The following is a 12,931-nucleotide window of genomic DNA, read 5'->3' as shown; positions in this document are numbered from 1 at the left end:
GGGGGCGGGGGCGGGGGGGCGCTCGTCTACCCCCTCCCCCACCCCCCCCGGGGGGGGGGGGGGCCCGGGCGGGGGGGGGGGGGGGGGGGGGGGGCGCGCCCCCCCCCCCCCCCCCCACCACCAGCCCTTCTTCAGTGCTCCGCGCGTTCGGTGTGCTCAGGAGGACTAGTGACTCGCCGCCACGGCCGGCGCCTCCGGCTGCCCCTCTGCCGGCTGGGCGTCGTGCGGCCTCAGCTTCGGCATGATGAGGGCGCACAGGCCCGACAGCGCGAAGGCGGCCACGGTGATCCACAGGGCCTTGATGACACCTTCGTTGAGGGAGTCGAAGGTCGGACGGTCGCCGGCCGTGTTGAAGAAGACGACGCCGCCGACGGCCACGCCGAGCGAGTAGCCGAGCTGCTGGAAGGTGGCGAAGGCACCGGAGGCGGCGCCGGCCGAGACGGCGGGGACCGTGCGCAGGGACTCGTCGAGGAGCGGCACGATCAGCAGGACCATGCCGGCGCCGGAGATGCCCAGAGCCAGGGCGAGGTCCCAGCCGGAGAGCGACGTGCCCTTGTCGTTGATGGTGTAGATCGCCCAGACGAAGGCGGCGGCCTGGATCAGACCACCGGCGAGGATGACGTACTTGCCGAACTTCTTGGCCAGCGGATCGCCGGCCGGGGAGATCACGATGGAACCGACGGACATGGCGAAGATCGTCAGACCGGTGGCCAGCGGGCTGAAGCCCAGCGCGGTCTGCAGGTAGTAGCCCAGGGAAAGGATGTAGCAGCCGTTGGCGGTCCAGAACAGGATCTGCACGACGAGGCCGCTGCTGAAGCCGTGGTTGGCGAACAGCTGCATGGGCAGCAGCGACGAGCCGTCGCGCCGCATCTTGGCCCGCTGCTGGAGGACGAACACCACCAGTGCGACCGGGGAGGCGCCCAGCATGACCCAGATCCAGGGGGCCCAGTCGGCCATCCGCCCGTCGATCAGGGGGAACTCCACGAGGAACACCGTGGTACTGGCCAGGACCACGCCGATCAGGTCGAGCTTCGGCGGGTTGTCGGAGCGGCTGTTCGGGACGAAGATGCTCGCCACCGCCAGCAGGACCACGCAGATGGGCACGTTGACCAGGAAGACCGAGCGCCAGCCGAGACCGAAGAGGTCGGCTTCCACCATCCAGCCGCCGGCGATCAGGCCGACGACGGAACCCAGGGCGCTCATGGCGCCGATCAGGCCGTAGATCTTGCCGCGCTCGGCGGGTTCGTACATGACCTGGACCGACGAGAGGACCTGGGGGACCATCACACCCGCGAAGCCACCCTGGACGACGCGTGCCGCCACCAGCATCGTCCCGGTGTCCGCGGAGGCCGCCCACAGAGAGGACAGGCCGAAGCCGGCCACGCCGATGAGGAACATGGTGCGGCGGCCGAAGATGTCACCCAGGCGGCCGCCGGTGATCAGCAGGACGGCGAAGGCCAGCAGATAGCCGGCCATGATCCACTCGAGGTGGGCGTCGGTCGCGTCGAGGTCCCGCTGGATGGACGGCAGGGCGACGTTGGTGATCGTGGTGTCGACCAGGTCGATGAACTGGGCGATGATCAGAACGGTAATCGCGATCGTCCGTTTCTTCATGACGGACTCTCCTCACTCAAGATGTCGGCGTGCGGGGCGCCGATGCCGACCCCACACGCCTGCTCACTTCATCGAGGACCACCACGACCGGGGGCCCCGGGTGTCTTAGCGGGTGGCGAGCTCCGCGAGCTCCAGGACGCCGGTCGACAGGCTGGCGGCGAACACCGGGCCCTGTGCGGCACCGACCTCGTCGGCCGGGGGACCGTCGAGCCGCATCGTGTGGCTGATCAGGGTGCCGCCGTCGTCCAGCGGGGTCAGCGTGCAGATCGACTGCGCGACCAGGCCGCCACCGGGCTGGGTCTCCATGGTGAAGCCCTTGCCCTCCTCCACCGAGACGAGGGTGAACGGCATGGCCGGCTGGCCCTCGTTGGTGACGGTGCCGGTGGTGCCGGTGGCGAACGGGCCCTGGCGGTCAACGGCGACCAGGTCCGGGTTCCAGGACGGCCACGTGGTCGGGTCCTCGTAGCGGCTCCACACGGCCTGGGGCGCTGCGGTGGTCTCGGCGGTCTTCGTGGTCTCCCACATGAAGCTGACTCCTCATCTGTTCTATACGTACTTACGCTTAAGACAAATGTACAGATGCCCTCGGGGGACCGCAACCGGTAGCGCGCATCCGGGTCAACTCCCGCGCCCGGCACGGAAAAAGAGCGGGTCCCGGCACCTGTGAGGTGCCGGGACCCGCTCGTGCTGTGAGCGCTCGCGATCCGGTCAGGCGGCCACCGCCTCGACCGCCGGCGTGCGCAGCCTGCGCCGCGCGGTGGCGGTGCTCGCCAGCATCGTCACGACGGTCGCGATGGCCACGATGGCCAGATAGATGGCCAGGGAGGTGTCGGGAATGACGTCCTCGGTCCTGGCCACGGTGAAGGGCAGCACCGTCGCCAGTGACGCGATCGTGCCGAACAGCACACCGGTGACGGCCAGCAGGACGCCCTCCGCGCCCACCATCCGCCGCACCTGGCGGGGCGTGGCACCGATGAGCCGCTGCTGGCCGAACTCCCGGCCGCGGTGGGTGGTGGCGGCGATCAGGACGTTCACCAGCATGATGCAGGCGAACAGCACGACCGTGCCGATGACCACGAAGTTCAGCGTCTCGATGTTGCGCTGCTCGTTGGTCTTGGTGATGCCCTCGGCCGTGGTGGCCGCGTTCTCGATCGCCTGCATGTAGAAGGTGCCGGTACCGATGCCGACGAACAGGATGATCGGCATGAGGACGGTGCCCAGCCGGTCGGCGCGGCGGCGCACGTTCTGCACGGTCAGGTAGCCGCTGACGCCGGCGAAGCGCTGCAGCGGGCCTCCGAGCAGGCCCGTCACCCCGCGGATGAGCAGGGGAGCCAGCAGCGCCAGTCCGATGGCGACGAGGATCGACGCCGAGCCGGCGGTCTGCATGATCTCCGCGGTCTTGCCGTGGTCCAGGACGATGGTGAGGACGCCCAGGTTGATGCCGCCCGCCATGAACAGCACCGCCGCGACGACCCTGATCCTGCCGAGCCGCCGCCTGCCGGTGGCCGCCGCGGCCACCGCCTCCGCGACCCGGGCCCGGGCCGTGCGGCGGGCCGCGAGCCAGGCCGCCAGGACGGCCGCGACCAGGGTGATGCCCACGCCCATGGCGAAGCCGATCGGCCCGAACCGGTAGGACACGGCGGGCAGCACCTGGTCGGTGTCGACGAGCACGTCCAGCAGGGCCTGCCCGGCGAACATCGCCCCCGGCACGGCGAGCAGTGAGGCCAGGACGGACAGCACCACCGCCTCGCCCACGACCATCCGGCCGATCTGCGCGGGCGTGGCGCCCACGCTCCGCAGCAGCGCCATGTCGCTGCCGCGCTGCTGTACGGACAAGGTGAGCGTCGAGGTCACGGCGAAGACCACCAGCAGCAGGCCCCAGCCGCCGACCACGCTCGCCAGGGTCGTCAGCGTCTCCTCACTGCCCGCGTCCACCGCGTCGTGCTGCGCGGTGTCCAGCATCGAGGCGAACGACATCAGCATGGTGGCGCCGAGGAACATGACGAGGAAGCTCGCCACGAAGCCGCCCGCACGGTGGCGCAGCGACCGAAGAGCCAGGGACATCATCGTCACGCACCCGCCATCACACGTCGCCGGGCCACTTCTTCGCCCAGGTGGGTCATCCGCTCGGCGACCGCCTCGGCGGTCGGGCGCTCCAGCATGCCGACCAGCTGGCCGTCGGCGAGGAAGAGCACGGAGTCCGCGTACGAGGCGGCCACCGGGTCGTGCGTCACCATCACCACGGCCTGGCCGTGGGACTGGACGGACTCCTGCAGCAGGATCAGGACGTCCCGGGCGCTGCGGGTGTCCAGGGCACCGGTCGGCTCGTCGGCGAAGAGCACACGGGGCTGGGTGACCAGGGCACGCGCGATGGCCACCCGCTGCTGCTGGCCGCCGGAGAGCTCGGCGGGCAGGTGGTCCAGGCGCTCACCCAGGCCCACCCGCTCCAGCACCGCACGGCAGGCCGCCCGGTCGATCCTGCGGCCGGCCAGCCGCAGTGGCAGCGTCACGTTCTGCATGACCGTCAGCATGGGCAGCAGGTTGAAGTGCTGGAAGACGAAGCCGATCCGGCCCCGGCGGAACCGGGTCAGCTTCGCCTCACTGCCGGCCGCCATCTCGGTGCCGTCCACGAACACCCGGCCGCTGCTCGGGCGGTCGAGGCCCGCCGCGCACTGCAGCAGGGTGCTCTTGCCCGAGCCGGACGGCCCCATGACCGCGGTGAAGGTTCCGGCCCCCAGCGTCAGCGACACGTCGTCCAGGGCCGTCACTGCCCCCGAGCCGGTGCCGTACGTCCTGCTGACGGACTCGAGGCGCAGCGCGTCACCGCTGCTGCTGGTGGTCTCGTGCCTGGACCTGGACATCTGCCATCTCCTCCAACGGCGCCCGGTGCGCCTTCGACATCGAAGGTACGGACGCCGCCGGGGAGTCGCGATGGGCGCAACACCCGAGTTGGAGGTGTACCCAGCACACCCCTGCCCGAGCGTTAGGGGTACCCCCCGTAGCGGCCTTTCGGCATCAGGGCGCGGCGAGTTGGAGGTCGGCGGGCAGGTCCTGCCGGCTGGTGATGTCGAGCTTGCGGTAGACCCGGGTCAGATGCTGCTCCACGGTGCTGACGGTGATGTACAGCTCGCGCGATATCTGCCGGTTGGTGTATCCGCGCGCCGCGAGCGTGGCCACCCGGCGCTCGGATTCGCTCAGGCGGCACTCGGAGTCGGCGGGCGGGGCCTCCTGGAGCGCCGACGCGGGAGCCGGTCCGGCCTCGCTGAGGGCGCTCGGCGGTATCCGGTCCCGCAGCACGTGGGCACCGCAGCTCTCGGCGAGGCCCCATGCCTGGCGGGAGAAGGCCGCGGCCCGGGCGGCGTCGCCCGTCTCGGTCAGCGCCTGGCCGAGGTCGGCCAGCGCCCGCGCCAGTTCCACCCGGTCACCGGACCTGCGCAACTCGTCGACCGCCTGATGGAGCAGGGGCAGGCTCTGCCGGGACGGCTGCAGGGCCGCCCGCAGCCGCAGCGATGTCCCGTGCACCCACGCCCTCCCGGCGTCGGGGGTGGCCAGCTGCTCCAGGATCAGCTTCTCCGCGCGCTGGTGGTCCCCGAGCCGCAGGAAGGTCTCCGCCGCGCTTCCGCGCCAGGCCAGGAAGCAGGGCCGGTCCATGCCCCACTCCTGAGTGAGCCGGCCGACCTCCAGGAAGTCGGCGAGGGCGGCGCGCAGGAGGCCGGTGGCCAGCCAGTGCAGTCCGCGGGCGTAGAGGTAGTCGAGTCCGTGCACGCTGCGGAACAGGGTCTCGGGGACCGGCTGTTCGAGCTGGGTGGCCGCGGCGGCGTGCCGGCCCATGGCCGTGCGCGCCCGGATCAGGAAGGCGGTCGGGCTCCCGGCGAAGGCGTTGCCGCTGCGCTGCGGGAGGTGGTCCAGCGCCAGCAGCGCGTGCTGCTCGGCTCCGGTCAGGTCGCCCAGCCGCAGCAGCGCCTCGGCCTGCAGCGTGGCGAACACGGCCTGCCAGGTGGGCGAGTTGTGACGGGCCGCGGCCTCGCCCCACCGGTTGCACCACCAGGTGGCGCGCTCGGGCTGCTCGGCGTAGATCAGGGTCCGGACGGCCCGGGCCAGCGGCAGCAGGGTGGCGTCCTGGAGTGAGAAGTGCTGGAGCGTCATGTACCGCAGGAACTCCTCGCACCGGACGGCCTCGCTGTCCGGAAAGTCGCCGGACGGCCGCCAGCCGGTCCCCTCGTTGGGCGTGGCGTCCTCGGCGTCGAGGACCGCGACGGTGTACTCGCCTGCCTCCCCCGCCTGGCGTCTGCGCATCTCGCGCACCTCGCGCGCCTCGGCCACGCGGCCCTGCCTGACCAGGAGCGTGGCCAGCGGTGCCAGACGCTCGACGGCCAGCTCACCCGCCCGCAGCATGTCCAGGGGCAGGGACAGGTGCTGTTCGGCCTTGGCGGGGTTGAACCGCCAAGTGATCGCCGCGAGCCGGGTCTTGATCTCGGCGCGCTGCTGCAGGTCCGTGGTGATGTCGTGGGCGAGTTCGAGGAGTGCGGCCGCCTGCTGGGAGACGTCCCGGTCGACCAGATGCTCCGCGGCCTCGCGCAGGAGATCGGACACCCACGCGTGGCCGGGGAGGTCCGCGCCGTCCTGCCAGGCCGCCATCAGGTGCTCGGCCACCACCGTGCAGGGCTTCCCGGCCGCGTGCAGTACCTCGGCTGCGCGCCGGTGCAGCCGGGCGCGGTCGGCGGGCTCCACCCGGTCGAGCAGTGTCGTCCCCACGACGGGATGGCGAAAACGCCGGTGCTCCACGATGCCCGCGGCGGTCATCGAGGCCAGGCAGCGGGTGACGTGCTGCACGGAGAGACCGGCCAGGCGGGCCAACTCCTGGTTGGTGATGTCGCTGTCGACGGCGGCCAGGGCCTGTGCGACCTCGTACGTCCCGGGGTGGCTACGGCGCAGACAGCTCTCGACCGCCGCCACGAACAGGCCGTCGGGTGCGGGGAAGCGGGGACCGGACGCGTCCGGCCCGGGGTGCGGTCCGGCCTCCGTCTGCGAGACCGTCCACTCGTACTCCTCCGTGAGGGCCCGCAGCAGCAGCGGATTGCCGCCGCTGTAGGCGTGCAGTTCGGTCACGAGCCGTGCGGGCCGGTCCGGTTGCCCGGGACCGGTGAGGGCCGTCGCCGTCTGTTCCGGTGTGAAGCGCGACAGCCGGACGCGGGTGATGCTGCCCCGGCGCAGCAGCTCGGTCCGGAAGTCGCGGTGCTGTCCGCTGTCGTGTAAAGGCGTACTGCCCACGAGGAGGAACGCCGCCGATCGGGCGTGCCGCAGGATGTGGGCCAGATAGCTCAGCGACGCGTCGTCGGCGAGGTGCAGGTCGTCGACACAGGCGACCACCGGCGTCGTGGGGGTCGGCCCGCGCAGGGCGGCCGAGAACGCGAGCATGGCCGCGGCCCGGGGCGGCTCGTCGTCGGCTTCCGGCTCCGGCAGCGACCAGGGCCCGGCGCAGGCGGCGAGTTGCCGCATCACGCCCAGCGGAAGCGTACGTTCCGCCGTCGACCCGACCGCCGACAGCGCGAGTGCTCCGGCCTCCGACGCCCGCTCGGAAAAGGCGTCCAGCAGTTCGCTCTTGCCGCACCCCGCCGCGCCCTCCACCAGGACGGTGCGCGCCTCTCCGGGTGCGCACCTTCTGAGCGCTTCATCCAATATGTGCAGTACTGATTCCCGTCCGACGAGCGTCACGTTAGTCCCCCGACTGTCAGTGAAGCCGCCCGGTGCCGTCCGGCAGGTTGTGGCGGAGCTGCCGGCGAGCCTCGGGCGGTACGTGTGAGCGATTTGAGAATAGGTATACGCCAACCCTCAACATAGTGGCCAGAAGCCCTGACGCAATAAGCGCCGGGTTAAATCTCGTTGATGCGCGATCTACCAGGGGGAATGTCCAATTTCGGCCACGGTCGCGTTCGCCGCCCCTGTGAACCAGCTCTCAGCTAGGGGGAGCGGGGTGCAGAGTAGGGGTGGATCCCTCTGGCGGGCCACACGGGTCGGCGGGTTGAATGAACCCTCGGGGCGATCCGGTACCGCCCCGACGGTTTTTTGCTCTCCCTTTGCATTTTGCGAGGAACCGGTCCGGCATCCGGACGAGTCTCCGTGCCGGGTGGGCTGAACGCTGTCGTACGGTCCGGTGAATTCGGAATTGCATGAGTGGTGTGCCGTGCCGATGCGGCACGGTGCGGAGGCGCGGCACCGGCCGTCCGCGGGGGAATGGAGTGCAGAAGCCATGACTGGATCGTCCGCCGAGGCAGGCGCCTGGATCCGCCGGTTCCACCCGGCGCCCGAGGCGCCGACGCGGCTGGTCTGCTTCCCCCACGCGGGAGGATCGGCCACGTTCTACTTCCCCGTCTCGCGGGCGATGTCCCCCGGCGTCGACGTGCTGTCCGTGCAGTACCCCGGCCGGCAGGACCGGCGCGGTGAGCGGTGCATCGACAGCATCGGCGAACTGGCCGACGCCGTGGTGGAGGAACTGATGCCGTGGGCGGACCGGCCGCTCACGCTGTTCGGGCACAGCATGGGGGCGTCCCTCGCCTTCGAGGTGGCCCTCCGGCTCGAAAGCCGGGGCATCGTGCCGCTCGGGCTGTTCGCCTCCGGCCGGCGCGCCCCGTCCCGGTTCCGTGAGGAGACCGTCCACCGGGCCGACGACGACATGCTCATCGACGAGTTGAGGAAGCTCAGCGGCACCGACTCGCAGGTACTGGGCGACCCGGAGCTCCTCCGTATGGTCCTTCCGGCGATCCGCAACGACTACCGGGCGGCGGAGACCTACCGCTTCCCGGGCGGCCCGCGGCTGGCCTGCCCCGTCGTCGCGCTGGTCGGCACCGGGGACGCGCAGGTGACCGAGGACGAGGCGGCCGCCTGGGCCGAGCACACGACCGCGCCGTTCAGGGTGCGCCGGTTCGACGGCGGCCACTTCTTCCTCAACGCCCACGCCGATGAGGTGATGGCCGAGATATCCGGCCACATTGCCGGCGCCGCGGTGGCCGACTCCCGCTGACGACCCCGGGCCGGACAGGAGCGCCGCATATGCGGTGCTCCTGTTGCATATTCAATTCACGCCTGCCTGCTCAGGGGCCCGTACGCCGCTTAGGTGACCGTTGGTTACCGCCCTTTACTGCTGCGTAAGTGACATATAAAGTGAGTATGTACGGCTGGGCTGCTCCCTGGTCTCCACAGCTGTTCTTCGGGGTCCATACGCCCCTCGGGGTTGTTGCCGTGAAATACCTGTCTGTCACTTCGTCGCCGAAGCGGCCTTTTGGCCTTCAGGGTTCTCCGCTCCCTCAATGTCCGGGCGTGGATTGCTTCAAGGAGGGAGGGGCGATGCGAGTTCTGCCCCGACACGGTGTCACGGCGACCGTACTGGAAAACGGAGAGCTGCTCCTGAGTAAGGCCGGGGGTGAGACGTACAGGTTCGCACCGCACACCGCCGCGTTGTGGATCGCGTTGCGCCAGCACGACGGAGATCCGGCGGAAGCCGCGAATGCGCTTGCCGAGCTGTGGAACGCGGAATGCGTACTCATCCGCGCGGAACTCGAAATGTGGGTGGACGAGCTGCGGGCCGCGGAACTCTGTCGCGTCGAGGGCTGAGCCCGGCGGCGCTCCGGAGCCTCGCGTAGTCAGGGAGTACTGCGCCTCTCCTTCAGGGGGCGTCGTGCACCAGGCCGGCGTTCCCCAGTTCGCTCACCCACAGGTCCAGATCGGAACGTACGAGTCCGGGATCCACGTCCCACAGGTCGGCCAACAGGTCGGCGACCGTGTCCAGATGGCCGCCGTGCTGGCGCATGGCGATCCACATCGCCGTATTCACCGGGGCGCAGCGAATGGGTTTCTCCGACTGCTGCGAGTGCAACTCCAAACACCCGTCCTCCAAGACGACCGCTGTGACGTCCGGGTTGGGAAGAATGGCCACGACTGCCTCCCCGCGGACCCCACGCTGTCCGCCGCTTCAGGTAACCGACAGTCTCCATGGTGGCAGGTCGATCCGATGTTGAAGAGGGGGCTGTCCTCACCCTTTGGGTGTATCCAGATCCCTCTTGGCCTCAGTACGCCTGCGACGTGTGCGGGCCGGCACCGACGGTGGGGTGGTCGCGGTGCACGGTCAGGCCGGCCGGAAGGTCGGCCCTGCCCCGGACGTTGAGCTTGCGGTACACGCGGGTGAGGTGCTGTTCGACGGTGCTTATGGTGATGAAGAGCCGACGGCTGATCTCTCTGTTGGTGTGGCCCAGGGCCGCCAGTGTCGCGACTCTGCGCTCGGCGTCGCTCAGCACCGAATCGGTGGCGGAAACGGCTGATTCGGAGTCCTCGGCGGGCCGGTCGGGCCGTACGAGGGGCTGGGACAGCAACTCCTTGGTGTGGTGGGTCCGCACCTCCCGTGCCGCCTGGCGGGCCGCCACCCGGGCACGGTGGTGGTGCCCCTGTTCGTGGTGGAGCTGACTCAGCTCGTTGAGGGTGTGCGAGAGTTCCACGCGATCACCCGAGTCCTGCAAGGCGTCCACCGCCTTCCTGAGCAGCCCCGAACGCAGTTTGGGGTCGCTGGCGGCGGCGAGCACGCGCAGTGCGTGGCCCCGGACCACGGGACTGTCCGCTCCGGGGCGTGCCAGCTCCTCCTCCGCCAGCTCCCGGGCCGTCTGCATCTGGTTCATCCGGATGTGCGCCTGGGCCAGGTCGGTGCGCCACGGGACCAGGACGGGCAGATCGGTGCCCCGCTCCTGGGCCTGGTCGCCGCACCGCTGGAAGTCGTTGATGGCGGCCAGGACCCGGTCCTGGGCGAAATGGCGGTGACCGCGGGCGTGCAGGTACCGCAGCCCGAAGATCGTGTCGAACATGGCGGGCGGCACGGCCCGTTCGGGCAGCGGAGTGTGCCGTCCCATCGCGGTGTCCGCCAAGATGGCTGTCGACAGCGGCAGTCCGATGACCACGCCCCAGGCCTGCGCGGGCAGCTGGTCGAGCGCGTCGCGCGCCTGCGCCGCGGCCTCCGCCACGTTGCCCTGGCGCAGATTGATCTCCGCCCGCAGCGCGGTGAGCACCGCCTTCCAGGTGCCGGCCCCCTGGCGCTCGGCATCCTGTGCCAGGGAGTCGCACCAGGCGCCCGCGAGGTCGGATCTTCCCGCGTAGACCAGTGCGGTGAGGACGCATGCGATGGCTTCGAGCGTGCGGTCGTCGAGCTGGCAGCTGCGCAGGATGTGCTCGGCGTTGTCGACGACCCGGCTGCTGCTCTGCGCGGCGAGCGCGGCGCCGAGGGTCGCACCCGCCTGTACCCACAGGTTTCCGTTGGCCTTGCCGGGATTCTTCTTCAGGGCCGCGGGGGCGTCCATTCCGGTGTCGCTGCCCAGGGGGGAGAAGCCGTGGATCCACGCCTGCGTCAGCCGCACCTCGGCCATCGTCTCGATGTCGCACTGCTCGTCCGCGTCGCGGAAGACCTCCTTGGCGACCGTCTCCGCCTCCGGGCTGCCCTGCCACAGCAGGTGGCGGACCAGAAGGACGGCGTCGCGTCCCGACAGCGATCCGGCGCGCAGGGCGTCGTGCAGCGGGGGCAGATGCCGGGCGGCGGCGCTCGGATTGGCGCGCCACTCGATGCGCATCAGCGTTCTTCGTATGGCTGTGCCGGACCGCTGGTCGGAGCACGCGGCCAGCGCGAGCGTCAGGCACTGCACCGCGAAGTCGGGCCGGTTCGTCGCGAGTGCCTCCTGGGCGGCCTCGCGCAGGGCCTCCGCGGCCCACTGGCCCTCGCCGCTGTCGGCCGCGATCAGGTGGTGCGCCACGTCGGACGCGGCGACGCCGTGTTCCCGCAGGATGGCCGCGGCCCGCTGGTGCAGCACTGTCCGGTCGCCGGGCTCCAGGCTGCTCAGTACCGCCGCACGGGCCGCCTGGTGGCGGAAGGTGAGGTCCTGGTGCAGCAGCCCGGCTTCCTGCAGGACGCCGATGACCTGTGCCGCGGTGCCGATCTCGACACCGATCAGCCGGCGCACCATCGAGGGCGAGGAGTAGTCGCCCAGTACGGCCAGGGCCCGGGCCACCTCCGGCAGCAGCGGGTCCCAGCGGTGCAGGCAGCTCAGGACGCCGCCGGTGAAGGCGGTGCAGGTGTCGGGTGTGCCGGAGGCGTCCGACAGGCCGGCGGCCGCTCTGTCCTGCAACAGGGCGCGTGCGAGCAGGGGGTTGCCGCCGCTCCACTGGTGCAGGTGCGGGGCCAGGCGCAGGGCCCCGGCGGGCTCCAGGTACTCGGCCGCCAGCTGCGCGATGCCTTCCTCGCTCAGCATGGACAGCTTGATCACGTGGTGCGGGCGGCGGGTGAGTTCCGCGTAGGAGCGCGGCAGCGGAGTGCGGCGATGGTCCCACTCGCTGAAGACGATCACGATCCGCGCCGCCCGGATCCGGCGCTGCAGATACAGCAGCACCTGGAGGGAGGCCCCGTCCACGAACTGCAGGTCGTCGACGGTGATGACCAGCGGGTGCTCGCGGGAGAGGTCCAGCAGCACCGAGCAGATGCCGTGGACCCGGCTGACGTGTGAACGGTGGATCGTCACGGGGTCGAGGTCCACTTCGTCGGGACTCTGTGCCGCGACCGTCACCAGGTCCGCCGCGCCCCGGGCGGCCTCCGGTGGAAGGGCGGGACTTCGGAACAGCTGGTCCAGCACCCCCATCTGCAGGGTGCGTTCGGCCCGCGAGCCCGTGGCACTGAGGACGAGAGCCCCCGATGCGGTGGCCCGGTCGGTGAAGGCGTCGAGGACGGCGGTCTTGCCGCTGGCCAGACCGCCGCTGATGAGAGCTACCTGTCCCCGGCCGGCGCGGCTCTCGGACAGAAGTTGTTCTAGGAGATCGATGGGCCGATCGCGTTCGACGAGCGTCATGTCGTCGGACCTCCCCGTTGTACGGGTGCGTGGCATGAACGTATGACTAAGACGTATGACTGAATATAGCCCACCCTTGGTTCCGATTTGGAGGGGGACCTCAAAATTTTGCCCACGGAGTTGTGCGGCGGCGGAGTGTCGCGTTGGCGGAATCAGTGCCTCGACGCCGTCGCACGGTCGATTGAGGGTCGGGGCTTCCCGCGGCTGCGGGAGCCCCGACCGGGGCCGCGCCTTCGTTGGCGGGGGAACACAACGAGCGCGGCGTTCGTGGGCGGCCCTCGCGAGGGCCGCAGGTGGGCAAATGATCTATACGTACTTACGTATGAGACAACCGTACATGCGGCAGGGCGGAGTGACAACCCTCTGCCGGGAAGAGTTGACGGAGGGCAGCGGGAAGCAGCGCAGGGAGTGCGGGGAAGGGAGAGCGGGGAAGGGGAGTGACGCGC

At 70.6% G+C, this 12,931-nt stretch carries 9 protein-coding genes; 2 read left to right on the top strand and 7 right to left on the bottom strand.

Translation table 11 applies throughout. The annotated features are described in order from the left end of the window. Positions 1 to 165: 165 nt before the first annotated feature. From ACH4D3_RS39810 to ACH4D3_RS39790, 5 genes are all read right to left on the bottom strand, one after another. Positions 166 to 1,614 carry an MFS transporter gene (locus ACH4D3_RS39810; RefSeq protein WP_398332654.1) on the bottom strand — a complete coding sequence of 483 codons (1,449 nt, stop codon included), beginning with the start codon at positions 1,612 to 1,614 and terminating at the stop codon, positions 166 to 168. Positions 1,615 to 1,719: 105 nt separating this feature from the next. Continuing rightward, a complete protein-coding gene (locus tag ACH4D3_RS39805; RefSeq protein WP_398332653.1) occupies positions 1,720 to 2,139 on the bottom strand; it encodes an SRPBCC family protein in 420 nt (139 codons plus the stop codon). Positions 2,140 to 2,322: 183 nt separating this feature from the next. Next, entirely contained in the window at positions 2,323 to 3,681 is a 1,359-nt protein-coding gene (locus ACH4D3_RS39800) for an FtsX-like permease family protein (protein WP_398332657.1), read from the bottom strand. A 2-nt stretch (positions 3,682 to 3,683) separates the two neighbouring features. Next, positions 3,684 to 4,475: an ABC transporter ATP-binding protein gene (locus ACH4D3_RS39795; RefSeq protein WP_398332652.1), complete on the bottom strand. Its 792-nt coding sequence runs from the start codon at positions 4,473 to 4,475 to the stop codon at positions 3,684 to 3,686. Between the two features lie 154 nt (positions 4,476 to 4,629). Beyond that, complete coding sequence (locus ACH4D3_RS39790; RefSeq protein ID WP_398332651.1) at positions 4,630 to 7,329, bottom strand: AAA family ATPase; 2,700 nt, start codon at positions 7,327 to 7,329, stop codon at positions 4,630 to 4,632. 535 nt (positions 7,330 to 7,864) lie between these two features. On the opposite strand from ACH4D3_RS39790, the gene ACH4D3_RS39785 reads away from it, so the two are divergent. Next, on the top strand, positions 7,865 to 8,635 hold the full coding sequence (locus tag ACH4D3_RS39785; RefSeq protein ID WP_398332650.1) for a thioesterase II family protein: 771 nt from the start codon (positions 7,865 to 7,867) through the stop codon (positions 8,633 to 8,635). Between the two features lie 323 nt (positions 8,636 to 8,958). Continuing rightward, a complete protein-coding gene (locus ACH4D3_RS39780; protein WP_398332649.1) occupies positions 8,959 to 9,225 on the top strand; it encodes a PqqD family protein in 267 nt (88 codons plus the stop codon). 52 nt (positions 9,226 to 9,277) lie between these two features. On the opposite strand, the gene ACH4D3_RS39775 is transcribed toward ACH4D3_RS39780, so the two are convergent. Both ACH4D3_RS39775 and ACH4D3_RS39770 read right to left on the bottom strand, forming a co-directional pair. After that, complete coding sequence (locus tag ACH4D3_RS39775) at positions 9,278 to 9,547, bottom strand: PqqD family protein (RefSeq protein ID WP_398332648.1); 270 nt, start codon at positions 9,545 to 9,547, stop codon at positions 9,278 to 9,280. Between the two features lie 130 nt (positions 9,548 to 9,677). Beyond that, on the bottom strand, positions 9,678 to 12,485 hold the full coding sequence (locus tag ACH4D3_RS39770) for an AAA family ATPase (RefSeq protein WP_398332647.1): 2,808 nt from the start codon (positions 12,483 to 12,485) through the stop codon (positions 9,678 to 9,680). Positions 12,486 to 12,931: the final 446 nt, after the last annotated feature.

It is taken from the genome of Streptomyces sp. NPDC018026, assembly GCF_044327745.1.
GTDB classification, from domain to species: domain Bacteria; phylum Actinomycetota; class Actinomycetes; order Streptomycetales; family Streptomycetaceae; genus Streptomyces; species Streptomyces rubrogriseus.
Note: the sequence above shows the minus strand (reverse complement) of the source record. Positions and strands in the feature narration are given on the sequence as shown.

Bases quoted from the DNA above. Each gene is read 5' to 3' on its own strand.
- ACH4D3_RS39785 (WP_398332650.1), top strand. From the start codon at position 7,865: ATGACTGGATCGTCCGCCGAGGCAGGCGCCTGGATCCGCCGGTTCCAC.
- ACH4D3_RS39800 (WP_398332657.1), bottom strand. From the start codon at position 3,681: ATGATGTCCCTGGCTCTTCGGTCGCTGCGCCACCGTGCGGGCGGCTTC.
- ACH4D3_RS39770 (WP_398332647.1), bottom strand. From the start codon at position 12,485: ATGACGCTCGTCGAACGCGATCGGCCCATCGATCTCCTAGAACAACTT.
- ACH4D3_RS39795 (WP_398332652.1), bottom strand. From the start codon at position 4,475: ATGTCCAGGTCCAGGCACGAGACCACCAGCAGCAGCGGTGACGCGCTG.
- ACH4D3_RS39780 (WP_398332649.1), top strand. From the start codon at position 8,959: ATGCGAGTTCTGCCCCGACACGGTGTCACGGCGACCGTACTGGAAAAC.
- ACH4D3_RS39805 (WP_398332653.1), bottom strand. From the start codon at position 2,139: ATGTGGGAGACCACGAAGACCGCCGAGACCACCGCAGCGCCCCAGGCC.
- ACH4D3_RS39810 (WP_398332654.1), bottom strand. From the start codon at position 1,614: ATGAAGAAACGGACGATCGCGATTACCGTTCTGATCATCGCCCAGTTC.